19 protein-coding genes (1 of these 19 running past the window's edge) are annotated in these 24028 nt (G+C 73.9%); 10 read left to right on the top strand and 9 right to left on the bottom strand.

The annotated features are described in order from the left end of the window. Nucleotides 1-904, top strand: the 3' portion of a protein-coding gene (gene ptsP / locus BOQ63_RS11390) for a phosphoenolpyruvate--protein phosphotransferase (RefSeq protein WP_030290885.1). 767 nt of this gene lie to the left of the window's left edge; 904 of the gene's 1671 nt are visible here — the last part of the coding sequence; its start codon lies off the left edge, out of view; its stop codon occupies nt 902-904. Nucleotides 905-1000: 96 nt separating this feature from the next. Here ptsP and BOQ63_RS11395 read toward each other — a convergent pair whose 3' ends face one another. Genes BOQ63_RS11395 through BOQ63_RS11405 form a run of 3 tightly spaced genes read right to left on the bottom strand, consistent with a single transcriptional unit; the run spans nt 1001 to nt 4709 of the window. Further along, the gene (locus tag BOQ63_RS11395) at nt 1001-3103 is read right to left on the bottom strand and encodes an acetoacetate--CoA ligase (RefSeq protein WP_079183554.1); all 2103 of its coding nucleotides are present in this window, start codon (nt 3101-3103) and stop codon (nt 1001-1003) included. A 45-nt stretch (nt 3104-3148) separates the two neighbouring features. Further along, nucleotides 3149-3697, bottom strand: a complete 549-nt coding sequence (locus BOQ63_RS11400; RefSeq protein ID WP_072654172.1) for an NUDIX domain-containing protein — start codon at nt 3695-3697, stop codon at nt 3149-3151. Nucleotides 3698-3719: 22 nt separating this feature from the next. Next, nucleotides 3720-4709 (bottom strand): NUDIX hydrolase, encoded by a 990-nt coding sequence (locus BOQ63_RS11405; RefSeq protein ID WP_078867770.1) that lies wholly within the window; start codon nt 4707-4709, stop codon nt 3720-3722. Nucleotides 4710-4869: 160 nt separating this feature from the next. Here BOQ63_RS11405 and mmuM point away from each other — a divergent pair, with 160 nt between their 5' ends. The 5 genes from mmuM (at nt 4870) to BOQ63_RS11430 (ending at nt 11181) form a co-directional block, all read left to right on the top strand. Further along, nucleotides 4870-5814: a homocysteine S-methyltransferase gene (gene mmuM / locus BOQ63_RS11410; protein WP_051747346.1), complete on the top strand. Its 945-nt coding sequence runs from the start codon at nt 4870-4872 to the stop codon at nt 5812-5814. Nucleotides 5815-6006: 192 nt separating this feature from the next. Then, nucleotides 6007-6771, top strand: a complete 765-nt coding sequence (locus BOQ63_RS11415) for an IclR family transcriptional regulator (protein WP_030290891.1) — start codon at nt 6007-6009, stop codon at nt 6769-6771. Between the two features lie 300 nt (nt 6772-7071). After that, nucleotides 7072-7791 carry an MIP/aquaporin family protein gene (locus BOQ63_RS11420; protein ID WP_030290893.1) on the top strand — a complete coding sequence of 240 codons (720 nt, stop codon included), beginning with the start codon at nt 7072-7074 and terminating at the stop codon, nt 7789-7791. Between the two features lie 126 nt (nt 7792-7917). Beyond that, nucleotides 7918-9438: a glycerol kinase GlpK gene (gene glpK, locus BOQ63_RS11425; RefSeq protein ID WP_030290895.1), complete on the top strand. Its 1521-nt coding sequence runs from the start codon at nt 7918-7920 to the stop codon at nt 9436-9438. Nucleotides 9439-9588: 150 nt separating this feature from the next. Next, nucleotides 9589-11181: a glycerol-3-phosphate dehydrogenase/oxidase gene (locus BOQ63_RS11430; protein ID WP_030290897.1), complete on the top strand. Its 1593-nt coding sequence runs from the start codon at nt 9589-9591 to the stop codon at nt 11179-11181. Nucleotides 11182-11239: 58 nt separating this feature from the next. On the opposite strand, the gene BOQ63_RS11435 is transcribed toward BOQ63_RS11430, so the two are convergent. Continuing rightward, nucleotides 11240-12460 (bottom strand): metal-dependent hydrolase family protein, encoded by a 1221-nt coding sequence (locus tag BOQ63_RS11435; protein WP_030554149.1) that lies wholly within the window; start codon nt 12458-12460, stop codon nt 11240-11242. A gap of 153 nt (nt 12461-12613) precedes the next feature. Here BOQ63_RS11435 and BOQ63_RS11440 point away from each other — a divergent pair, with 153 nt between their 5' ends. Next, the gene (locus BOQ63_RS11440; protein ID WP_050366416.1) at nt 12614-13237 is read left to right on the top strand and encodes a TetR/AcrR family transcriptional regulator; all 624 of its coding nucleotides are present in this window, start codon (nt 12614-12616) and stop codon (nt 13235-13237) included. Between the two features lie 73 nt (nt 13238-13310). On the opposite strand, the gene BOQ63_RS11445 is transcribed toward BOQ63_RS11440, so the two are convergent. Both BOQ63_RS11445 and BOQ63_RS11450 read right to left on the bottom strand, forming a co-directional pair. Next, complete coding sequence (locus BOQ63_RS11445) at nt 13311-14708, bottom strand: GntP family permease (protein ID WP_223885903.1); 1398 nt, start codon at nt 14706-14708, stop codon at nt 13311-13313. Then, on the bottom strand, nt 14705-15259 hold the full coding sequence (locus BOQ63_RS11450; RefSeq protein ID WP_046386646.1) for a gluconokinase: 555 nt from the start codon (nt 15257-15259) through the stop codon (nt 14705-14707). Before BOQ63_RS11450 ends, BOQ63_RS11445 begins: the two co-directional genes overlap by 4 nt. Nucleotides 15260-15490: 231 nt before the next feature. On the opposite strand from BOQ63_RS11450, the gene BOQ63_RS11455 reads away from it, so the two are divergent. From BOQ63_RS11455 to BOQ63_RS11465, 3 genes are all read left to right on the top strand, one after another. Then, a complete protein-coding gene (locus BOQ63_RS11455) occupies nt 15491-16186 on the top strand; it encodes a FadR/GntR family transcriptional regulator (protein WP_030288655.1) in 696 nt (231 codons plus the stop codon). 159 nt (nt 16187-16345) lie between these two features. Continuing rightward, nucleotides 16346-16741, top strand: a complete 396-nt coding sequence (locus tag BOQ63_RS11460; protein WP_050366417.1) for a hypothetical protein — start codon at nt 16346-16348, stop codon at nt 16739-16741. A 68-nt stretch (nt 16742-16809) separates the two neighbouring features. Further along, the gene (locus BOQ63_RS11465) at nt 16810-17724 is read left to right on the top strand and encodes a hypothetical protein (protein ID WP_072654174.1); all 915 of its coding nucleotides are present in this window, start codon (nt 16810-16812) and stop codon (nt 17722-17724) included. Here BOQ63_RS11465 and BOQ63_RS11470 read toward each other — a convergent pair. The 3 genes from BOQ63_RS11470 to BOQ63_RS11480 are packed head-to-tail and all read right to left on the bottom strand — an operon-like array spanning nt 17721 to nt 23981. Continuing rightward, nucleotides 17721-18479, bottom strand: coding sequence for a metallophosphoesterase (locus BOQ63_RS11470; protein WP_030288651.1), 759 nt, complete (start codon nt 18477-18479; stop codon nt 17721-17723). The two genes, BOQ63_RS11465 and BOQ63_RS11470, sit on opposite strands and share 4 nt — an antisense overlap. Before the next feature lie 18 nt (nt 18480-18497). Beyond that, on the bottom strand, nt 18498-23063 hold the full coding sequence (locus tag BOQ63_RS11475; RefSeq protein WP_030288650.1) for a hypothetical protein: 4566 nt from the start codon (nt 23061-23063) through the stop codon (nt 18498-18500). Between the two features lie 42 nt (nt 23064-23105). Further along, nucleotides 23106-23981 (bottom strand): hypothetical protein, encoded by an 876-nt coding sequence (locus BOQ63_RS11480; RefSeq protein ID WP_030288648.1) that lies wholly within the window; start codon nt 23979-23981, stop codon nt 23106-23108. Nucleotides 23982-24028 lie beyond the last annotated feature (47 nt).

Below are 24028 nucleotides of genomic sequence, written 5' to 3' on the forward strand. Positions count from 1 at the left end.
GGACGGGCACCGGGTGCCGTTGCTGGCCAACGTCGGTGGCCCGGCGGACGTGCCGGCCGCGCTGGAGAACGGTGCGGAGGGCGTGGGCCTGTTCCGTACCGAGTTCCTGTTCCTGGACGACTCGGCGCAGGCTCCGAGCGAGGAGAAGCAGGTCGAGGCGTACCGCAAGGTGCTGGAGGCGTTCCCGGAGGGTCGGGTCGTGGTCCGGGTGCTGGACGCGGGCGCGGACAAGCCGCTGGACTTCCTGACCCCGGTCGACGAGCCGAACCCGGCGCTGGGCGTGCGCGGTCTGCGCACCCTGCTCGAGCACCCCGAGGTGCTCGCCACCCAGCTGCGGGCGCTGGCCCGGGCCGCCGCGGGCCTGCCGGTGCACCTCGAGGTGATGGCCCCGATGGTGGCCGACCGCAAGGATGCCGGGGACTTCGCGGCCGCCTGCCGCAAGGCCGGGCTGCAGGCCAAGTTCGGCGCCATGGTGGAGATCCCGTCGGCCGCGCTGCGGGCCCGGGCGATCCTGCAGGAGGTCGAGTTCCTGTCGCTGGGCACCAACGACCTGGCGCAGTACACCTTCGCGGCCGACCGTCAGGTCGGTGCGCTGGCCCGGCTGCAGGACCCGTGGCAGCCGGCGCTGCTGGACCTGATCGCCTCGGCCGCCGAAGCGGCGCAGGTGACCGGCAAGAGCTGCGGTGTCTGCGGTGAGGCGGCCTCGGACCCGCTGCTGGCCGTGGTGCTGGCCGGTCTGGGCGTCACCAGCCTCTCCATGGGCTCGGCCTCGATCCCGTACGTGCGGAGCATGCTGGCCAAGTACACGCTGGCGCAGTGCCGTCGGGCGGCCGAGGCGGCCCGGGCCGCGGACAGTGCCGACGAGGCGCGGGCCGCGGCGCAGCAGGTGCTCTCCGGCGAGTAGGACGTGACAAGGCGTAGGAGTAGCGGAAGGGGCGCCCCCACCCATGGCGGTGGGGGCGCCCCTTCGGCGTTGCGCGGGGAGAGGGTCAGCTGCCGGTCAGGCCTGGCGGTCGACCCGGAGCTGCTCGAAGAAGCGCAGGTGGTCGAGGTTGTCGACGGAGCCGGGGTTGACGGCCTGCTCCAGCGGGGTGCCGGAGAGGATGCGCTTGACCGGGACCTCGATGCGCTTGCCGGTGAGGGTGTGCGGCAGGCCGCGGACGGCGATCACCTCGTCGGGGACGTGGCGCGGGGAGAGTTCGGTGCGCAGCGAGGTGCGGATGCGGCCGATGAGGTCCTGGTCGAGTTCGGCGCCGGGGGCGAGGACGACGAACAGCGGCATCCAGTAGCCGCCGTCGGGCTCCTCCAGGCCGATGACCAGGGATTCGGCGATCTCGGGGAGTCGCTCGACCACCTCGTAGATGTCCGAGGAGCCCATCCGCACGCCCTGGCGGTTGAGGGTGGAGTCGGAGCGGCCGTGGATGACGACGGTGCCGCGGGAGGTGACGGTGATCCAGTCGCCGTGGCGCCAGATGCCGGGGTAGGTGTCGAAGTAGCTGTCGTGGTACCGGGTGCCCTCGGGGTCGTTCCAGAAGCCGGTGGGCATGGACGGGATGGGCTTGGTGACGACGAGTTCGCCGACGGTGTCGGTGTGCGGGTGGCCCTGGACGTCCCAGGACTCGACGGCGGCGCCGAGGCAGGGGGCCTGGATCTCGCCGAGGTGCACCGGCAGGGTGGGGACGCCGCCCACGAAGCAGGAGCAGACGTCGGTGCCGCCGCTGACCGAGGCGAGCCAGACGTCCTGCTTGACCTCGTCGTAGATCCAGCGGAAGCCGTCGGGCGGGAGCGGGGAGCCGGTGGTGCCGATGCAGCGGACCGCGGAGAGGTCGAGGTCGCGGCCGGGGTGCAGTTCGGCCTTGCGGCTGGCGATGGCATAGGCGGCGGAGGTGCCGAGGACGGTGGCGCGGGTGCGGGCGGCGACCGACCACAGGGCTCCGGTGTCCGGGTGGCCGGGGCTGCCGTCGTAGGTGACGATCGTGGCTCCGACGAGGAGGCCGGCCAGCAGGAAGTTCCACATCATCCAGCCGGTGGAGGTGTACCAGAGGAAGCGGTCCTGGGGGCCGAGGTCGAGGTGGAGGCCGGCCTGCTTGAGGTGTTCGAGCAGGATGCCGCCCTGGCTCTGGACGATGGCCTTGGGCAGGCCGGTGGTGCCGGAGGAGTAGAGGACCCAGAGCGGGTGGTCGAAGGGGACGGGCTCGAAGACCGGGGTCGCGTCGTCGGCGACGAGGTCGTCCCACTGGAGGGCGCCCTCGGGGGCGGGGGCGCCGAGCAGCGGGACGTGCACGACGGTGTGCAGACTGGGGAGTTCGCGGCGCAGCTCGGCGACGACCTCGGTGCGGTCGTGGTCCTTGCCGCCGTAGTGGTAGCCGTCGATGGCGAACAGGACGGCGGGTTCGATCTGCTGGAGGCGGTCGAGGACGCTGCGGGCGCCGAAGTCGGGGGCGCAGCTGGTCCAGATGGCGCCGACGGCGGCGGTGGCGAGGAGGGCGACGGCGGCCTGCGGAATGTTGGGCAGGTAGGCGCTGACCCGGTCGCCGGGGCCGATGCCGCGGGCGCGCAGGGCGGCGGCGAGCGAGCCGACCTGGCGGCGGAGTTCGGACCAGGTCAGGGCGGCCGGCTGCTCGGTGGTCTCGTCGAGGTGGAGGATCGCCGGGCGGTCGGCGTTCGCCGGGTCGTCGGCGGCGCGAAGGGCGTGCTCGGCGTAGTTGAGGCGGGCGCCGGGGAACCAGCGGGCGCCGGGCATGGCCGGGTCGGCGAGGACTGCCTCGGGGGCCTCGGTGAAGCGGACGTCGAACCACTGGGTGACGGCCGTCCAGAAGCGGTCGAGGTCGGCGGTGGACCAGGCGTGCAGGTCGGCGTAGCGCTGGGCGGCCTGCTGGTCGTCGGCGGCCGGGGCCAGCGGGGCGGCCGGGGCGCCGTGGTGTTCGGCTGCCCAGGCCTGGAAGGCCACCAGGCTGGTGGCAGCTGCGCGAGCGGGGTTGGGGCGCCAGAGCGGCTGGTCCTGGGGTGGGGTGCTCACGGTGGTGGTCTCCCGGCCGTTGGTGGGGACGGGTGAGCTCGTGGCCAACCCGTCCGGTTGGGCTGTCGGTGCAGACCATGCCATGTGAGCGCCCGCTGCGCCAGGGTTGGCCGGTGGCTTCGCCGCTGCTCAGCTCGGGTCGAACTCGCCGCCGAACCAGCGGCGCAGGATGCCGTTGTGGAAGTCCCACACGAGCGGGGTGTCGGCGGTGGCGAGGAGCCAGCCCTCGGTCTCGTCGGTGGGGCGCGAGGGCGGGAGTTCGGCGAGCGGCCGGGCGGGGAGGAGTCCGCAGAGCATCACGAAGCGGCCGTTGGGGTCGGAGGCCATGTGGATCAGGCGGATGTCGGCGGCGTCGGCCAGGATGCCGGTCTCCTCGGCGAGTTCGCGTACGCAGGCCTGCTGCCAGCTCTCGCCGTAGTCCATGTAGCCGCCGGGGAAGGCGAGTTGGCCGTAACCGGGCTCGATGGTGCGGCGGATGACGACCAGGGCGGGGTCCGCGTCGGGCCGGGTGACGGGCAGGACGGTGACCGCGACGGGCAGCGGGTTGCGGTAGCTGATCTCGGCGCAGCCGGGGCAGGTACGCGGCCAGGCCTGGATGCCGGGCGGGTACGGGGTGCCGCAGAAGTGGCAGTGGGAGAACGGCCGGTGGATCGCTTGCATCGCTTCGTCGGTGGTCATGGCCGGATGGTAGTCCTCCCTCTCAGTGGGCCCGCTCTGCGGCCGGGGCCCTCCCGGTGGATCCGGGCCCGGCGGGTTCGGGCCCGGCGGGTTCGGTCCCGGCGGGCTCCTCGCGGCCGGGGCGCAGGAGGGCGGGGTGGAGGAGGCGGGCGTCGCCGGCGTGGTAGGTGCGGGCACGGGGCCCGCCTCGGGCGCCGCCGCGCTCGGTGGTGGTGCCGGTGCTCTCGACGAAGCCGGGGACGGAGAGCACCTTGCGGTGGAAGTTGCCGGGGTGGAGCTTCTCGTCCCAGACGGCCTCGTAGACGGCGCGAAGGTCGGGGATGGTGAAGTCGTAGGGCAGGAAGGCGGTGGCGAGCGGACTGTACTCCAGCTTGGCGCGCACCCGGTCGAGCCCGTCGGCGACGATCCGGGCGTGGTCGAAGGCCAGCGGGATCGGGCGGGGTGTGCTCCGGCTGGGACCGGTGTGCCCGTCGACGCCACCCCCGTGGGTGTCGACGGGCACACCGGTGGCTCGGGCGCGGTCGGTGGACCGCGGGGCCAGGTCGAGGTCGGCGACCGGGTGCCAGGCGGCGGCCGCCGCGTCCGTCCCGGCCTGCGGGTCGGGCAGGTCGGGGGCGAAGGCCAGGTAGGCGACGGAGACGACGTGCATCCGCGGGTCCCGCTCGGGGGCTCCGTAGGTGCCGAGCTGTTCCAGGTGCAGGCGGCAGAGGGCGGCCTCGGCCTCGGAGGCGCCCTGCAGGCCCGTCTCCTCGGCGAGCTCGCGGGCGGCGGCCTCGTCCAGCCCCTCCTCCCCCGCCCGCAGGAAGCCGCCGGGCAGCGCCCAGCAGCCCTGGAACGGCGGGGCACCGCGTTCGACCAGCAGCACGTGCAGGCGGCCGGCCCGCAGCGTGAGGGCGACGACGTCGACGGTGACGGCGATCGGGGCGTAGGCGCGCGGGTCGTACGCGGCGAGCCATTCCTGCTCGGCCGTGGGCCCGGCGGCGGGCTGGGGGGACGGTTCGTCCACTGCCATCGCCGGCTCCTCTCCGCGCCCGCCGGGGCACCTGTTGCGTCGTTCTCGGAATGAGCACAACGTAACGACTTCGTTCCCCGGCGGCAAACGGTTTTCCGGGTCCGCGGGGGCCTCCGGCTTCTAGGCTGTGACCAGGAACGACCGTGCCGAGGAGACTGCCATGCCCACTGCTCCCCCGCCGGACTTCGCCGCGGCGCTGGCGGCCGGTCCGCTCGTGCTGGACGGCGGGATGTCCAACCAGCTGGCGGCCGCGGGGCACGACCTGTCGGACGCCCTGTGGTCGGCGCGGCTGCTCGCGGACGACCCGGAGGCCGTGGTCGCGGCGCACCGGGCGTACTTCGCGGCCGGGGCCGAGGTCGCCATCACGGCGAGCTACCAGGCGAGCTTCGAGGGCTTCGCCCGGCGCGGAGTGGGTCGTGCGGCGGCCGCGCGGCTGTTGGCGAGCAGCGTGGAGCTGGCCCGGGAGGCGGTGCGGGCCGAGCCGGGCGGGCGGCGTCGCTGGGTGGCGGCGTCGGTGGGCCCGTACGGGGCGGTGCTGGCGGACGGTTCGGAGTACCGGGGCCGGTACGGGCTGAGCCACGCGGAACTGGTGGCCTTCCACCGGCCGCGGCTGGAGGTGCTGGCGGCGGCCCGGCCGGACGTGCTGGCGCTGGAGACGGTCCCGGACGCGGACGAGGCGCGGGCGCTGCTGGAGCTGGTGCGCGGGATCGGCGTGCCGGCCTGGCTGTCCTACAGCGTGGCGGACGGCCGGACCAGGGCCGGGCAGCCGCTGGCGGAGGCGTTCGCGCTGGCCGCGGAGGTGGACGAGGTGCTGGCGGTGGGCGTCAACTGCTGCACGCCGAGGGACGCGGACCTGGCGGTGGCGGTGGCCGCCGAGGTGACCGGGAAGCCGGTGGTGGTGTACCCGAACAGCGGGGAGCGGTGGGACGCGGACCGCCGGGACTGGCGCGGGGAGCCGACCTTCCGCTCGGCCCGGGTGGGCGGCTGGCTGGCGGACGGCGCCCGGCTGGTCGGCGGCTGCTGCCGGATCGGTACGGACGGGATCGCCGCGCTGGCGGCCGAGGTGGCGGTGCGGCGCGGCGTGCTCAGCGGTGTGGACGGGTAGCTCCGGCCGAGGGGCGCGGAAACCGAAGGCGCGGGAACCGGGGGCGGGGAAGCCGAGGGCGCAGAAGGTTAACACCCGGCCGAGACCGGGTTACCGAGGGGGAAGGTGCACGGACGGACGGCGGCCTGGCAGACTCGTCCCGTCACCACTGCGGTCGACAATGTCGACCGCCTGTCAGCGCGGAGGTACCCCATGCCCGGCCCGATCCAGTCGCTCTCCCGGGCCGCCGCGATCATGCGCCTGCTGGCCGGCGGTGAGCGCCGCCTGGGCCTTTCCGAGGTGGCGACCGCCCTGGACCTGGCCAAGGGCACCGCGCACGGCATCCTGCGCACGCTGCAGCAGGAGGGGTTCGTCGAACAGGACCCGGAGAGCGGCAAGTACCAGCTGGGCGCCGAGCTGTTGCGGCTCGGGCAGAGCTACCTGGACGTGCACGAGCTGCGGGCGCGGGCGCTGGTGTGGGCGGACGACCTGGCCAGGGCGGCCGGCGAGACCGTGTACCTGGGTGTGCTGCACCAGCAGGGCGTGCTGATCGTGCACCACGTCTTCCGGCCCGACGACACCCGGCAGGTGCTGGAGGTCGGTTCGATGCAGCCGCTGCACAGCACCGCGATCGGCAAGGTGCTGGTGGCCTACGACCCGGTCGCGCGGGGCGAGTTGGGTGACGGGCCGTACGAGTCGTACACCCTGCGGACGTTGACCGGGGCGGGCGAGCTGGACGCCGAGTGCGCGCTGATCCGGGAGCGCGGCTGGGCCGACTCGGTCGAGGAGACCTGGGAGGGCGTGGCCTCGATCGCCGCGCTGATCCAGGACCGCCGGCGCAACCCGGTGGGCGCGGTGTGCATCAACGGCCCGGTGGAACGGGTCTGCGAGGACGGCTTCGTGAAGCCCTCGCTGGTGGCCTCGGTGCGCAGCGCGGCGCGGGCGATCTCCCGCGACCTGGGCGCCGGGCGGTTCTGAGCACGGCGGTCGATTCGTCACGCTGAGGCGCGGACAGGCGGTGAGCCTGTCCGCGCCTTGGCGTTTTGTCCCAGTTCGGGGCGCTCCGCTGGGTAACTTCGGAGGGTCGACCGAGGGAAGGGTCACAGCTGCGTAACCCCGCCTTGACGCGGAGCCGACCTGGGGAGGAAGCTTCCGCATGACGGTCGACATTGTCGAACGATGGCCGGGAAGATCACTCCCACAGCGCGCTCACCCGCACAGGGTTCCACCGGCCACCTGCCCCCACCCGCACCTCCGGGCATTGACAAGGGAGTCTTTGTGTCCGCGTTCTCCAACGGCGACGTCTTCGTCGGCGAAACCCTCGGCACCGCCGCCCTGATACTCCTCGGCGGTGGCGTCTGCGCCGCCGTGACCCTCAAGAAGTCGAAGGCCATGAACGCCGGTTGGCTGGCGATCACCTTCGGCTGGGGCTTCGCGGTCCTGATCGCCGCCTACATGACCGGTGCCAAGTCCGGCGCCCACCTCAACCCGGCCGTCACCATCGCGCTCGCGGTCAAGAGCGGCGACTGGAGCCAGGTGCCGCTCTACATCGGCTCCCAGATGCTCGGCGCGATCATCGGCGCCGTGCTGGTCTGGCTCACCTACCTCGGCCAGTTCCAGGCCAACAAGGAACCCACCCTCGGCATCTTCTCGACCGGGCCCGAGATCCGGAACCCGATCCAGAACGTGATCACCGAGGTCATCGGCACCTTCGTGCTCTGCATGGCGATCCTGACCCTCGGCACCACCAAGGGCCTGGACAGCAGCGGCATGGGCACCCTGATCGTCGCCCTCACCGTCGTCGGCATCGGCCTCTCGCTCGGCGGCCCGACCGGCTACGCCATCAACCCGGCCCGTGACCTCGGCCCGCGCATCGTGCACGCGCTGCTGCCGATCCCGAACAAGGGCAGCTCCGACTGGTCCTACGCCTGGGTCCCGGTCGTCGGGCCGATCCTGGGCGGACTGGCGGCCGGCGGCGTCTACAACGCCCTCTTCTAAAGGACCCCCGGCAAGGGCACAGTCGAACCCGCCGAGCACGGGGACTGACCGGACGGGCGTCCACCGAACGTCCGTGTCAGGCCCACCCACCCCGTAACCCCCGAACTTGAGCCGAGGACCCTCCACATGACCTCCACTGGCAACTACATCGCCGCGATCGACCAGGGCACCACCTCCAGCCGCTGCATCATCTTCGGCGCCGACGGCCGGATCGTCGCCGTCGACCAGCAGGAGCACCGGCAGATCTTCCCCCAGCCCGGCTACGTCGAGCACGACGCCGCCGAGATCTGGACCCGGGTGCAGTCGGTCGTCCGCGGCGCGCTGGAGAAGGCCGGCCTGACCAAGGACGACATCCGCGCGATCGGCATCACCAACCAGCGCGAGACCACCGTCCTGTGGGACAAGAACACCGGCGAGCCGGTGCACAACGCCCTGGTGTGGCAGGACACCCGCACCGAGGCGCTCTGCCGCGAGCTGGGCCGCAACGTCGGCCAGGACCGCTTCCGCCGCGAGACCGGCCTCCCGCTGGCCAGCTACTTCGCCGGCCCGAAGATCCGCTGGCTGCTGGACAACGTCGAGGGCCTGCGCGAGCGCGCCGAGGCCGGCGACATCCTGTTCGGCACCATGGACACCTGGGTGATCTGGAACCTCACCGGCGGTGTCGACGGCGGCAAGCACGTCACCGACGTGACCAACGCCAGCCGCACCATGCTGATGAACCTGAAGACCCTGGCCTGGGACGAGAGCATCGCCGAGTCGATGGGCGTGCCGATGGCCGTCCTGCCGGAGATCCGCTCCTCCGCCGAGGTGTACGGCGAGGCCGTCGGCGACCTGGCCGGTGTCCCGGTCGCGTCCGCGCTCGGCGACCAGCAGGCCGCGCTGTTCGGCCAGACCTGCTTCGCGGAGGGCGAGGCCAAGTCCACCTACGGCACCGGCACCTTCCTGCTGCTGAACACCGGCGAGAAGATCGTCAACTCGTACCACGGCCTGCTGACCACGGTCGGCTACCGGATCGGCGACCAGGCCCCGGTGTACGCGCTGGAGGGCTCGATCGCCGTCACCGGCTCGCTCGTCCAGTGGCTGCGCGACCAGCTCGGCATCATCTCCACCGCCGCCGAGATCGAGACCCTCGCCAACACCGTCGAGGACAACGGCGGCGCCTACTTCGTCCCGGCCTTCTCCGGCCTGTTCGCCCCGTACTGGCGCTCCGACGCCCGCGGTGTGATCGCCGGTCTGACCCGGTACGTCACCAAGGGCCACCTGGCCCGGGCCGTCCTGGAGGCCACCGCCTGGCAGACCCGCGAGGTCGTCGACGCCATGCAGAAGGACTCCGGGGTCGAGCTCACCGCCCTCAAGGTCGACGGCGGCATGACCAGCAACAACCTGCTCATGCAGAACATCGCCGACGTCCTGGACGCCCCGGTCGAGCGCCCGTACGTGGCCGAGACCACCGCCCTCGGCGCGGCCTACGCGGCCGGACTCGCCGTCGGCTTCTGGAACGACCTCGACACCCTGCGGGCCAACTGGCACCGCGCCGCCGAGTGGACCCCGCGCATGGACGAGGCCACCCGGGAGCGTGAGTACAAGAAGTGGCTCAAGGCCGTGGAGCGCACCATGGGCTGGGTGGAGGAGGAAGAGAACAACTGACCGACAAGCCGGTCGGGGCCCCTTGCCCCGACCGGCCGGTTCCGCTCAACCGGCCCGCCGCACCGGGCCGACCGGCCCCTCCCGCAGGGGCCGCACCGCACACGAGAGGAGTAACGGCGCCGCCCGACCAGCGCGCCGTACACAACCACCATGGCAACCATCCCGACCCTGGGCGCCGAGCGCACCGCCGGCCGCACCGCCTCCCGCGCCGAGACCCGTGAGCTGCTCGGCAAGGCCACCTACGACCTGCTGGTGATCGGGGGCGGCATCCTCGGCACGGCCGTCGCCTGGACCGCGTCCCAGGCCGGCCTGAAGGTCGCCATGGTCGACGCCGGCGACTTCGCCGGTGCCACCTCCAGCGCCTCCTCCAAGCTCGTCCACGGCGGTCTGCGCTACCTGCAGACCGGCGCGGTCAAGCTGGTCGCGGAGAACCACAAGGAGCGCCGCGCGCTCTCCACCGACGTGGCCCCGCACCTGGTCAACCCGCTGACCTTCTTCGTGCCGGTCTACAAGGGCGGCCCGCACGGCGCGGCCAAGCTCGGCGCCGGCGTGTTCCTGTACTCGGCGCTGTCCGCCTTCCGCGACGGCATGGGCCGGGTCTCCACCGCCGCCCACGCCGCCCAGCAGGTGCCCGCACTGCGTACCGAGGGCCTGCGCTCGGTGGCCGTCTACGGCGACCACCAGATGAACGACTCGCGCGTCGCGGTGATGACCGTGCGCGCCGCCGTCGACGCCGGCGCCGTGGTGCTCAACCACGCCGAGGTCACCGGCCTGCGCTTCACCGGCGGCCGGGTCACCGGCGCCGAGCTGCGCGACCGCCTGGACGGCAGCGAGTTCGGCGTGAACGCCCGCCTGGTGCTCAACGCCACCGGCCCGTGGGTGGACCACCTGCGCAAGATGGAGGACGCCGGCGCCGCGCCGTCGATCCGCCTCTCCAAGGGCGCCCACGTCGTCGTCAAGCGCCGCTCGCCGTGGCGCGCCGCGCTGACCATCCCGATCGACAAGTACCGCGTCTCCTTCGCCATCCCGTGGGAGGACCACGTCCTGCTCGGGACCACCGACGAGGAGTACACCGGCGACCCGAAGGACGTCCGGGCCACCGACGCCGACATCGACCAGATCATGGGCGAGGCCGCGCACGCGATCCGCGACGAGCACCTCGACCGCGACCTGATCACCTACTCCTTCGCCGGCCTGCGGGTGCTGCCCGGCGGCCCGGGCGACACCGCCGCCGCCAAGCGCGAGACCGTCGTCACCGAGGGCCGCGGCGGCATGCTGTCGGTCTCCGGCGGCAAGTGGACCACCTACCGGCACATCGGCCGCACCGTGCTGGAGAAGCTGGCCCACGTCCCCGGCACCAGCCTCGGCGAGGACATGTCCCCGATCGCCCCGACCGTCCCGCTGCCGGGCGTCGGCGCGCCGAACGCGGTGGCGCACCGCCTGCTGATCGACCGCGAGCCGGGCTCGCGGATGGAGCCGCTGGTGGCCAAGCACCTGGCCAGCCACTACGGCACGCTCTCCTTCGAGATCGCCCGCATGATCGACGAGAACCCGGAGCTCGGCCGGCCGATCCACGAGGACGGTCCGGACGTCTGGGCGCAGGTCGCCTACGCGGCCGAGAACGAGTGGGCGTACACCGCGGACGACGTGCTGCGGCGCCGCACCACCATGACGGTGCGCGGGCTGGACACCCCGGAGATCCGGGGCGAGGTCGAGGCCTTCCTGGCGAAGCGCTCCAAGTAACCGGCGTACGGCGGACGGGCGTTCGGGGTTCCCCCCGGACGCCCGTCCGGCGTTCCCGTCAGACCGGCGTACCGGCCTTGACCACGTACCGCAGGTGCTCCTCCGGGCGGGTCAGCACGGCGAGGTCGGCCAGCGGGTCGCCGTCCACCACCAGCAGGTCGGCGTGCGCGCCCGGGGCGAGGGTGCCGATCTCCCCCTCCATCCCGAGCAGGCGGGCCGCCGTGGTGGTCGCCGAGCGGAGCACGTCGGCGACCGGCTGGACCTGGGCGCGCAGGGTGAACTCCTCCAGCTGGGCCGGGTGCAGCGGGCCGAGCAGGTCGCTTCCGTAGACCAGGTTCACGCCCGCGCGGTGGGCGCGCTCCAGCGCCTCCAGGCCCCGGTCGCGGACCTCCGCGAGCTTGCCGACGGAGGCCGGCGGCAGGCCCGAGGCAGCGCCGAGCCGGGCCGTCTGCTCGTAGGCGACCAGGGTGGGGACCAGGAAGGCGTCCTTCTCCAGCAGCAGCGCGACCGTGGTGTCGTCCAGCAGGTTGCCGTGCTCGACGCAGCGCACCCCGGCCCGCAGGGCGCGGTCGATCGCCCGCGGGTGGTAGGCGTGCACGGTGACGTAGCGGTTGTGGTTCTCCGCCTCCTCGACGGCCGCCCGGATCTCCTCCTCGCTGTACTGGACGGCGGCGATCTCGTCGTGCGGGGAGGCGACGCCGCCGGACAGCAACACCTTGAGGTGCCGGGCGCCCTTGCGGAACTCGTCCCGAGCGGCGGCGCGCACCGCGTCCACGCCGTCGGCGATCCGGCCGAAGTTCGGGCGGGCCTCGCAGCAGGGCAGGGCGTCCTCGCCGAGCGGGCGCAGGTCGCCGTGGCCGCCCGTCTGGGAGAGCGCCTTGCCGCCGTGCAGCAGGCGCGGGCCGGGCACCAGGCCCTCGGCCAGGGCGCGGGCCATGCCGTGGTCGGCACCGCCGACGTCGCGCACGGTGGTGAAGCCGCGGCGCAGCATGCGCTCGGCCTCGGCGAGGGCGCGGACGGTGGCGTAGCCGGGCGTCCAGTTCGCGAAATCGCGCAGGTCGAGCGAGGTGACCAGCAGGTGGACGTGGGCGTCGATCAGGCCGGGCAGGACGGTGCCGCCCTGCGCGTCGACGACCCGGACGCCGTCGGTGGCGGCGGGCGGGCGGCCGGTGCCGGTGGCGGTGATCCGGCCGTCGGCGGCCTCCAGCCAGCCCGGATCGGTGCGGGTGCCGTCCTCGGGGTGGAGCAGATGGGCGTTGGTGATCAGCAGGCGGTTCATGCGCCCGCCTCGCTGCGCTCGGCGGGGGCGTTCACCCGTGCGCGCCTCCTGGTGGTTCGCTCGCTTCGCTCGCTCATGCGGTGGTCCCCTCCGGTTTCAGTACGGGCCGTATTGAATACGACCTGTACTGAATACACCATGTATCGTGCTCCTGTGAACCCACCCCCCACCGACCCCGCCGCTCCCCGGCCGCCCCGTCGTCGGATCCACACCCGGGCCCGGCTGCTCGCCTCGGCGAGCGAGCTGTTCCTCACCGCCGGCTTCGCGCGGACGAGCATCGAGGACGTCTGCGCCGCGGCCGGGTACACCCGCGGCGCCTTCTACTCGAACTTCGGCAGCAAGGAGGGCCTGCTGCTGGCGCTCTTCGACGACCGGGCCGCCGAGCGGATGGCCGAGCTGGAGCGGCTCGCCGCCGGCTGCGAGGGGTTGGCGCCACGGGAGCGGGCCCGGCTGCTGGTCGAGGCGCTGCTGCGGGTCGAGCCAGCGGAGACCGGGTGGATCCTGCTGTTCCTGGAGTTCCGGCTGGTCGCGGCCCGGTCGGCGGCACTGGCCGAGCAGGTCGCCGCGCACGACCGGACCCTGGCGCGGGCTGCGGCGGACGTCCTGGAACGGGCCCTGCCCGAGCTGGTGCCCGCGGGGGCGGACGCCCGTCAGGCGGCGGCGGTGATCCTGGCGGCACGCGAGGGACTGCTGGCCCGTACGGCGGCGGGCGGCGCGGTGGCCGAGGAACTGATGGCGGCGACGGCGGCGGTGCTTTCGGGCCTGTTGGTGCACTGACGCGAACGCCGGGGGGCGGCACCCGTACCCGTCCGGGTGCCGCCCCTGGGCGGCGGTGTGCGCGGGGCGCGCGCTAGACCAGCAGGCTCAGCGGCAGGATCAGGGCTATGGCGACGACCGAGATGATCGTCTCCATCACCGACCAGGACTTCAGCGTCTGGCCGACGCTCATCCCGAAGTACTCCTTCACCAGCCAGAAGCCGGCGTCGTTGACGTGCGAGAGGAACAGTGAACCGGCTCCGACCGCGAGCACCAGCAGGGCCGAGTGGGTCGAGGACATGTTCGCCGCGAGCGGGGAGACGATGCCGGCCGCGGTGATGGTGGCGACCGTCGCCGAACCGGTGGCCAGGCGGATCAGCACCGCGATCAGCCAGCCCAGCAGCAGCGCCGAGATGTGCCACTGGCCGGCCCAGTGGCTGACCATGTCGCCGACGCCCACGTCGATCAGGGTCTGCTTGAAGCCGCCGCCCGCGCCGACGATGAACACGATGCCCGCGATCGGGCCGAGCGCCTTGCCGACGGTGTCGGAGATCCGCGCCCTGTCGAAGCCGGCGGCCCTGCCGAGGGTCAGCATGCCGAGCAGCGTCGCCGCCAGCAGGGCGATCAGCGGGGAGCCGACGAAGTCGAGCACCCGCTGGACCATCGCCTTCGGGTCGTCGATCACGACGTCCGCCAGGGCCTTGCCGAGCATCAGCACGACCGGCAGCAGGATGGTCGCCAGCACCGCGCCGAAGGACGGAGTGTGCTCGCGCTTGACCGGCTCCTCGGGGGTGACGGCGGTCGGGGACTCCAGCGGGCCGACCCAGCGCTCGGCCACCCGGGAGAACAGCGGACCGGCGATGACCAGGGTCGGGATCGCGACCAGCAGGCCCAGCGCCAGGGTGATGCCGAGATCGGCCTTCAGCGCGTCGATCGCGACCAGCGGGCCCGGGTGCGGGGGCACCAGGCCGTGCAGCACCGACAGGCCGGCCAGGGCCGGGATGCCGACCCGCATCAGCGGCACGTTGCCGCGCCGGGCGACCAGCAGCACGATCGGGATCAGCAGGACGACGCCGACCTCGAAGAACAGCGGCAGGCCGAGCAGGGCGGCGATCAGCGCCATCGCCCAGGGCAGCGCCTTGCTGCCGGTCCGGGCCAGCACGGTGTCCGCGATGATGTTGGCGCCGCCGGAGTCGGCGAGCAGCTTGCCGAGCATCGCGCCCAGGCCGATCAGCAGGCCGACGCTGGCCACGGTGGATCCGAAGCCCGTGGAGAAGCTGTTCAGCAGCTTGTCGAAGGGGGCGCCCGCGACGACGGCCAGCAGTCCGGAGCCGAGCGTGAGGGCGAGGAAGGGGTGCAGCTTCAGCCGGGTGATCAGCAGGATGATCGCACCGATGCTGAGCAGTACCGCGACCAGCAGCTGGGTGTTGTCGCTGGTGTGCGGCAGGGCCGGTGGGGCGGCCGCCAGCAGAGTAGTGGGGGCAATGCTCACGCGAGGTCTCCATTGACGGGCCGCAGCAGCGCCACGGCCATCTCGACGAGTTCTTCGGGGGACGGGCCCACGTCCAGCACGGCGCCGTTCTCGTCCGCACCCAGGGGCTCCAAAGTGGCGTACTGGGAGTCGAGCAGCGACGTCGGCATGAAGTGGCCGGTGCGGTGCGAGAGCCGGTCTCCGACCAGCTCGTGGCCACCGCTGAGGTGCAGGAAGAAAGCGTCCGGGGCGTCCGCGCGCAGGATGTCGCGGTAGCTGTGCTTCAACGCCGAGCAGGTGACCACGCCGCCGGTGCCTGCCTCGGTGTGCGCCTTGAGCCAGGCGCCGATGGCGCGCAGCCACGGCTCACGGTCCTGGTCGTCCAGCGGGATGCCGGCGGACATCTTGGCGATGTTGGCCGGCGGGTGGAACTCGTCCGCCTCGGCGAAGGGGAGATCGAGGCGGTCGGCCAGGAGGCGGGCCAGCGTGGTCTTGCCGACACCGGAGACGCCCATCACCACGACGGTGCGGGGGGCGTCCGGGAGGGCGCGGTTCTCGACGTTGAGAGCCATGGGTGGTGCTCCTTCGTTGCAGGCCGCCACTATCGCTTCAAAGATATGACGTATTCAAGTGCCGGAAACCAAATCGTCATACTTTTACTTCCCCCGGGGAGCGGGGGTGCAGGCGGGGTGGGGTCGGTGAGTGCGCGGGCGCGAGTGAGGCGGGGGCGGGGCGGGCGGAGCCGGGGGGCGTGGGCGGAGGGTGACGTGGGGATTCCGGCGCGTGGCGTCTACGCTGGGCGGATGGAGATCCAGGGGCTGCCCGGTCGGGTGCTTGACGAGCTCGGGCCGGCGATCGCGTCGGGGGAGATCCCCGAGGGCGCGGTGCTGCGCGGGGAGGAGCTGGAGCAGCGGTTCGGGGTGTCCCGGACGGTCGTCCGGGAGGCGGTGCGCGTCCTGGAAGGGATGCGCCTGGTGGCGTCCCGGCGGCGGGTCGGGATCACCGTCCAGCCGAAGTCGCTCTGGGACGTCTTCGACCCCATGGTGATCCGCTGGCGCCTGGCCGGCGCCGACCGGCCCGCCCAGCTACGCTCGCTCGGCTCGCTGCGGGTGGCCGTCGAACCGGCCGCGGCCGCACTCGCCGCCACCCACGCCACCGACGACGACCGGCGCGAACTCAGCTCGCTGGCCGTGGAGTTGACGGTCGCCGCGCGGGAGGCCGACCTCACCACCTTCCTCGGGCACGACATCGCCTTCCACGCGCTGGTGCTCCGCGCCTCCGGGAACGAGATGTTCGCCCACCTCGGGGACACCGTGGGAGCGGTACTCACCGGCCGGACCGAGTACCATCTGATGCCCCATCAGCCGGAACCGTACGCGATCAGGCTGCACCGGGAGGTCGCCGACGCGATCTGCGGGGGCGATGCCGCCCACGCGGAACGGGCGATGCGGACGATCGTCACGGGCGCCCTGGGCGAGCTCAACCTGCAGCTGGGCTGAGCTCCGGCCGCCGCCTGCCCCGGATCACACGGTTTGGCGGCAGTTCGGTGGATTCGGACGCATGGTCCGGGTTCGGCGGGGGCAGAGTGAGGCGAGGGGGCGCGTTTCGCGTGCGCCCGTTCCGTGTCCGCCACCGGATTCGCGCCTGGGGGTCTCCCGATGTCCCTGCCACGCCGCCGTCGCCGCCTGCCCGACGAGGTGCGCCACGCCGCGGTCCGGGCCGTGCTCTGCCTCGCCTTCACCCTGGTCGGCGTGGTGGTCGCCACCCTGGCCTCGTACGCGGGCAGCTGGTTGATGACGCCCGCGCTGCTGGCGATGGGGCTCGGGGTGTTCGGCACGATGTGGTGCCTGCTGGAGATCCTGATCTCCCGCCAGGTCGCCGCCCAGCGGATGCGCGGCCCGAACTCCGCGTACCCGATGGCGGGCAGTCGGGCCGCTCCCGAGCCGCTGGCCGCCCGGCCACTCCCCCGGCCCGTCGGCGCACCGCAACAGCCGTACCAGCAGCGCCAGTCGTACCGTCCCGGGCCGCCCCAGCGCGGAGTGCCGACGCGCTAGCCGCCCGGCTCCCACGGCCGCACGGGCGGCGGGGTCGACCGTCGGCGCGCTCCCCTAGAGTCGGGATCATGAAGTTCTTCCGTGCCAAGGAAAAGCCCCAGTACGACCCCGACCTCACCAACCTGACGGTCGACCAGGCTGAGCACCTGCGCCAGTTGGTGCGCCGGTACCACGCGGACATCGGCGTACAGGTGACGGTCTCCGGGCAGACCCTCCGGCGGGCCGAGGGCACCAACAACCTGTACAACCTCGCCGAGTTCTGCCGCCGCACCGATCCGAGTGACTGGCCCGGGATCGTCGCGCGGCACTTCGGCTCCCTCACGGGCGCCGCCCGGACGGTGCCCGGCGGTGCCGACGAGACCCTGAGCCGCGTCTACCTCCGGCTCGTCGCCGACGACGCGTTCCCGGCCGAGATCGCCTCCGCGTTCAGCTACACCCGGCCGGTCGCGACCGGTCTGCTGGAGGCGCTCTCGGTCGACCTGCCCGACACCGTACGGACCTTGGACGACAAGGCCGTCGCCGAGGTCGGGCTGCAGCGGCTGCGGGCCGCCGGCCGGGCCAACCTGATCGCCGACCCGGTCGAGTACGACGTCCTCCAGGGCCCCACCGAGGGCTCGACCCTGTACGCCGTGCACGGCGACTCGATGTTCGTGGCCAGCAAGGCGCTGGTGCTGGACGACCTGGCCCGCGCGGTGACCGGGCGCGAACTCCCCGAGGAGGGCGCCCTGTTCGCCGCGCCCAGCCGGGAATACCTGTTCTTCCACCCGCTCGCCGAGGCCGGGGTCGCGGGCGCGGTCAACGATCTGGCGTCGATGGCGCTGCGCGTCCACCAGGAGAACCCGGGGCCGCTGTCGCCCCGGCTCTACTGGTGGCACAAGGGCGAGGTGACCAACCTGACGCGGATCGACGAGGCCGAGCGCTCGTTCTCCATCGAGCCGCCCGACGAACTCACGGCGGTCCTGCGCCGGTTGGCGGGGAGCTAATCGGTGACCACCCGGTAGTGGGTGGTGAGCCGGCCGCCGTCCAGGACGTGGAAGGCGAGCATCGGCGGGTGGTCGAAGAGGATGCCCTTCCCGCCCTCGCAGGGCAGCGTGATGGTGGAGACCACCCCCGGCGCGACCAGTACCGGCAAGCCCGCGAAGGTGGTCGCGGCGGACGTGTGGGCGTGGCCGCAGAGCAGCGCGGCCACCCGGGGGTGGCGGTGCAGCACCTGCGCCAGCCGTTCCTCGCCGAACTGGCGGATCCCGTCGACGAACGGGACGTGCAGTTCGACCGGCGGGTGGTGGAAGGCCACCAGAGCGGGCAACTCCTGGCGGCCGGAACCCAGTTGGGCGTCCAGCCAGTCCAGGGTGGCGTCGTCCAGCAGGCCGTCGTGCTGGTCGGGTATCGAGGAGTCGAGCATCAGCACGTCGGTGCCGGGCAGTTGGTGCAGCCGGTTGACCGGGTCGGTCGTGGGCTCCTCGCCGAGCAGCACCTGCCGGTACGGCGCCCGGCTGTCGTGGTTGCCGGGGCAGGTGAGCACCGGATGCCGCGAGGCCAGCACCTCGGCGGCCTGCCGGTACTCCTCGGGCAGGCCGTGGTCGGCGAGGTCGCCGGTGACCAGCACCGCGTCCAGCGGGCCGGGCAGGGCGTCCAGGTAGGCCATCACCTGCTCGGCCCGCCGCCGGGCCCGCTTGCCCGCGTCCCGGCGGTGGACCTGGCCGAGGTGGATGTCACTGAGGTGCGCGATCGTCAGCATGTGATCACGCTAGTGACTTCACGTCTGCGCGGGAACCTCCGCGGGGCGCTTGAACATCCGGGTGGCGGTGATCTCGCCGTGGATGGTCGGGCCGTCCGGGTCCTGCGGGGCGGGCAGGCCGGGGCGCAGGTGCTCCTCCACCGAGATGTACTTGAGGCCGGCCCGCAGGTCGGCGTCGTTGCGCAGCCGGATCACCAGTGGGAACTCGGCGAGCGCGGTGGTGTCGAACAGGCCGGTGGTGTAGATGAGCTGGACGCCGAGGGCGTCCGCCACCGCGCGCTGGAGTTCCAGCAGGTAGGTGGCGTTGGCGCGGCCGATCGGGTTGTCGAGGAACAGTGTGCCCGCGTGCCGCAGTTGGGACTGGCCGCGGTCGTTGGCGCGCAGCGCGGCCATCGTGCAGTAGAGCGCGATGGCCGCGGTGAGCAGCTGGCCGCCGGAGAAGACGTCGGACATCTGGCCGACGCCGACCCGCTCGGCGCGCAGCACCGCGTCCGGCTTGAGGATCTCGACGCTGACGCCCTTGGGTCCGATCGCGGCGGCGACGCCGCGCAGCAGCAGGGACATGCCGTCGCGGCGCAGGTCGCTGTTCTTCCGGACGGCGGCGCGGGTGGCCTCGTCGATGACCTCGCCGAGGCGTTCGACCAGGGTGGCGGGGTCCGGGTCCTCGAAGCGGATCCGCAGGAACTCCTGGCCGGACCACTCCCCTAGGCCCTCGGGCAGCCGGGACAGCCGCTGGGCGGCGCGCAGGGTGGTGAGCGAGGACTCGACCAGGCCGCGCAGCCGGTCGACGATCGAGCCGCGGTTGCGCTCCAGCTGGGCGAGCTCGTCGGTGAGCACCCGCAGCCGGGGCGCGAAGGCGGCGGCCCAGGCGGCGGCGTGCTCGGGCAGCGCGGAGGCGGGCAGTTCGCGGATCTGCTGGCGGGCCGGGGTGCGGACGGCCTCGTAGCGGGCGGCGTTGGCATGCCGGACCAGCGCGTCGGAGGCGTCACGGACGGCGAGTTCGGCGGAGGACAGCTCGCCGGCGGCCGTCCGCAGGGCGCGGCGGGCGTCGGTGCAGGCGTTGCGGGCCTCGGGCAGCGAGCCGAGGTAGGGCTCGACCGGCTGGCCGTCCTCCTCCTGCTGCTCGCGCAGGCCGTCGCGCAGCTGGCCGGCCAGCTCGTCGAAGTCGGCGGCGGCGGACTGGGCGGTGTCGAAGGTGCGCTGGAGGTCGGCGTGCGCGGTGCGGGCGGCGTCCACGGCCTCCCGGCACTCGGCGAGCCGGCTGGTGGCGGTGCGCAGCAGGGTCTGGGCGTGCTCGGGGTCGGTGGGGACGAGTTCCTCGGGCAGCTCGGTGTGCGCCTCGCCGTCGGCGGGGGCGGAGCGCTCGGCCTCGCCGCGCAGGCGGCCGAGCTGCTCGCTGGCGGTGGCGGAGCGGGCCTCGATGGTGGCGACCAGTTCCTCGGCGCGGGCGGCGGCGGCCTGGCGGGCCGGGCCGTCGGCGCCGTCGGGGCTGCCGAGGAGTTCCTCGGCGCGGGTGCGGACCTTGTTCGTGAGGCGGTCGAGTTCGGCCGCGGCGGCGGCCTCGTCGCCCTCGGCGCGGGCCTGTTCGGCGCGCAGGTCGGCGCCGACGCCGACCTTCTCGTACAGCTGGGAGGCGGACCGGTAGGCCTCGCGCAGGGCGGGCAGCGCGGCGGGGGCGATCTGCTCGGCGGGCTCGTCGGTCTGCTCGGCGGCGGGGATCTCGGCGCGTTCGGCGCGCAGGGCGCGTACCGTGCGGCGGGCGTCGTCGGCGGCGCGCTGGGCGGCCCGGCGGTCCTCGTCGCAGGTGCGGGCGCGCTCGGCGCAGACGGCCTGGCGGCGGTCGCACTCGGCGGCGTCCTCGGCGAGTTCGCGCTGGCGGCGGGCCCAGTTGGCGCGCTCGCGCAGCCGGAAGGCGAGGCCGGAGAGGGCGTCGGCGCGGCGGCGGGCGCGCTGGGCGGCCTCGCGGTGCTCCTCGTGGGCGGAGGCGGCGGCCGCGTGGTCGGCCTCGGCCTCGTCGTGGTCCGCGCGCAGGGTGGCCAGGGCGGCGGCGGCCTGCTCGGCGTGCTCGCGGGCGGCCTCGGCGGCGGCGGCGAGTTCGGCCAGGGTGCCGGGCGGGCAGCTGGCGTGCCAGGAGGCGAGGCGGGCGGCGAGGGCGCGGTCGGCGCCGAGGCGGCCGGCGAGCTCGCGGATGTGCTCCTCGCGGGCGGCGGCGCGGGCGCGCAGTTCGCGGCGCTCGCCGTCGGCGGCGGACTCGTCGTGCATGGCCGGGTTCGGCGGCACCAGGAAGAAGGCCGGCTCGTCCGTGATCGGGGCGATCAGTGAGGCGGCGGCGCCGACGGCCACGGTGGAACGCGGCAGCAGGGCGGCGGCCTGCAGGGCCTCTCGGGCGCGCTCCAGCGAGGACGGGTCGGTGACGACCACGCCGTCGACCAGTTCGGGTCGGGCGGCGAGGATCGCCTCGTGGTCGGCCGGGTCGACGGACTGGGCGAGGTAGCGCCAGCCGGGCAGGGCGGGGATGCCGTGCTCGGCGAGGTACTCGACGGTGGCCAGCACGTCGGGGCCGGGCGGCAGCAGGCCGCCGTCGCCGAGCGCGGCGAGGATGCGGGAGTCGTCTGCGGCGGCCGTCCGGAGGTCGAACAGGGTGCGTTCGGCGGTGGCGATGGCCTCGTCGAGGAGTTCGCGCAGGTACTCGGCGTTGCGGTCGAGTACGGCGGGGGTGAGGAAGCCGGCGTCCTCCTCGGCGTCCTCCTGGTAGGGCGTCAGGGAGAGCAGGTCGGCCAGGCGCTGCTCGGTGGCGAGCAGGGCGGCGGTGCGCTGCTCGGCGGCCAGCGCGCGGGCGGCGGCCTTGCGGGCGTCGCCGGCCCGCTCGGCGGCGAGTTCGGCGCGGGAGGTGGCGGCGGCGGCCTCGCGCAGCCGGGTGGCGCAGGCCTCGGCGGCGGTACGGGCCTGGGCGAGGGCCGCGGCGGCGGCCTTCTCGACGTCGGCGGCGTGCAGCGCGGCCCGGGCCGGGTCCACGTCGCCGTCGGCGTCGATGAAGCCGGCCTCGACGGCGGCCTCGGTCTCCTGCTCGACCTCGGCGAGGCGCTGGCGCAGGTGTTCGGCCTCGCTGCGGGCCTTCTGGGCGGCGGTGGCGGCCTCGGTGGCGGCGGACTGGGCCTTGCCGCCGTCCTCCTGGAGCTCGCTCGCGCGCTGTTCCTCGGTGTCGGCGCGGGATTCGGCGGCCGCGGCGGCGGCTTCCAGGGCGCGGGCGAGCGCGGTGGCGGCGCGGGCGCGGGCGGCGAGCGCGGGGGCGGCGTCCAGCTCGGCCTCGCGGATGGCGGCGGCGACCCGGGCGACCCGGTCGGCGGCGGCGCGCTGGCGCAGCACGGCCTCGGCGGCCTGCCAGGCGGAGTGCAGGGTGCGGGCGTCGATGAGTTCGCGGCGCAGCGCGGCGGCCTCGGCGGTGGCGGCGGCGAGGCTCAGGGTGGCGTGCCGGTGGGTGAGTTCGTCGGCGATGAGGCTGTGCCGGGTGCGGTCGGACTCGGCGGCGCTGACGGCGCTCGCGGCGGCGGCGACCTCGATGGCGAGGTCCTGGGCGCGGTCGCGTTCGGCGGCGGCGCGGGAGGTGAGGGCGTGGGCGAGGCGGCGGGCGCGGCGCTCGGCGGTGCGGTGGGCCTCGCGGACGCTCTCGCGGGCGGCGGTGGCGTCGACGATGCGTTCCAGCAGGTCGAGCGAGCCGGCGGTGAAGTCGCGTTCGGCGGTGAGTTCGGCGCGCAGGCCGAGCTTGGCGGCGAAGCCGTGCACCAGGTCGGCCAGGCCGTCGGTGTCCCGGGTGTCGGTGACGGCGCGCAGCAGCAGGTCGGTGAAGTCCTTGTCCTGCTTGACCGCGAAGAGGCCGGCCGCCTCGCCCTCGTCGGCGTTCATCTCGCGCTGGTAGCGGAAGAGTTCGGGGTCGAGGCCCAGTTCGCCGAGGTGTTCGGTCCAGCGGTCGTGGCCGTCCTCGAAGACCAGGTCGAGGTGGGGGTGGGCCTTGCCGGCCTCGGTGAGGGCGTCGCGGAAGCCCTTCATGGTGCGGCGGCGGCCTCGGGCCTTCTGGTCGCCGGCCAGGCTGACGCGTTCGGCGACCGGCAGGGAGTCGAGGGTGAGGCCGGGGCCGGGGCGGAAGGAGTACCAGGTCTCGGCGAACTTGCGCGGGTCGGAGGAGACCTGGCGGCCGCGCCACTCGCTGACCTTGCCGACCACGATCAGCTCGCCGGTGACGGTGTGCTGCCACTCCAGGGCGACGTGGCCGCAGTCGTCGGCGAGCAGGAACTTGCGCAGCACGCCGGAGCTGGCGCCGCCGAGGGTGTTGCGGTGGCCGGGGAGCATCACCGAGAAGATCAGCTTGAGCAGGACGGACTTGCCGCCGCCGTTCTCCAGGAAGAGCACGCCGGCCGGGGCGGGGCGGCGGACCGGGCCGTCGGTGTCCTCGCCGAACAGGCCGATCTGCTGCGGGGCCGGGTCGGCGACGGGCTCGCCGACGCCGCGCAGGTCGAGCACCGTGTCGGCGTAGCGGGCGCCGGCCGGTCCGATCGAGTAGAGGCGGACCCGGTTGAGCTCGTACATGTGCGGCGGTTCTCCGTGCGTCTTATGGGGTTGTCAGAGCGGTCAGAGCGAGTGGAACGGCAGGCCGGCGTCGGCGACCAGCTCGTCACCGGTGTCCGGCGGCAGCAGGCTGGCGGTGCCGTCGGAGACCGGGACGATGCCGAGGTCGAGCAGTTCGGCCATCGCGGCGCTGCCGGCCAGGTCGCGGACCTGGAGCTGGTAGCGGGCGGTGGTGCGGTAGGTGCCGCCGGAGTCGTCGGAGACCTTCTGCAGGAAGCCGGAGTCGACCAGGAACATGACGGCCTTGGCGACTATGCCGATGGTGGAGCCGGAGAGCCGGCGGGCGTCCTTGGTGGCGCCGGTGGCGGTGCGTCGGGCCCAGACCCGCCAGGCGGCCTCCAGGCCGGGGGCGTCGGAGGCCGGGTCGGTGTTGGCGCCGTCGGCGTCGGCCTGCTCCTCCAGGCGGCGGCAGGCCTGGCGGACGAAGGAGTCGACGCCGTTGACGGTGATCCGGCCGAGGTAGCCGTCGTCGGCGAGGTCCTCGGGGCGGGGGAAGGCCAACGCGGCGACGGCCAGGTGGGCCAGGCCGTGCAGGAAGCGGTCGGTGGACTCGGAGGCGGCGCGGCGCGAGTAGTCGCCCATCCGGACGGCGAACAGCGAGTCCTCGGCGGCGGCGACGGCCATCCCGGCCCGCGGCGAGACCTCCAGGACGACCAGGCCCATGCCGGTGGCGATGGCGTCGGCGAGGCGGGCGAACGGCGGGTCCTCGCGGTGGCGGCGGACGAGTTCGGCGTACTCGGCGTCGCGGGCGGGGAGCAGCTTGGCCTGGAGGCCGAAGGAGACCAGCCGGGCGGCGTCGGCGACGTCGGCCGGGGTGATCGGCGCGGGGGCCGCGGGTTCGGTCTCGGCCGCCCAGGACGTGTCGTGGTTGGTCGTCACGGGCGGTGCTCCTCGGGGGTGGCGCGGTGGTTACGGTTCGTCAATGT

Source organism: Streptomyces viridifaciens (assembly GCF_001888885.2).
Lineage (GTDB): Bacteria > Actinomycetota > Actinomycetes > Streptomycetales > Streptomycetaceae > Kitasatospora > Kitasatospora aureofaciens.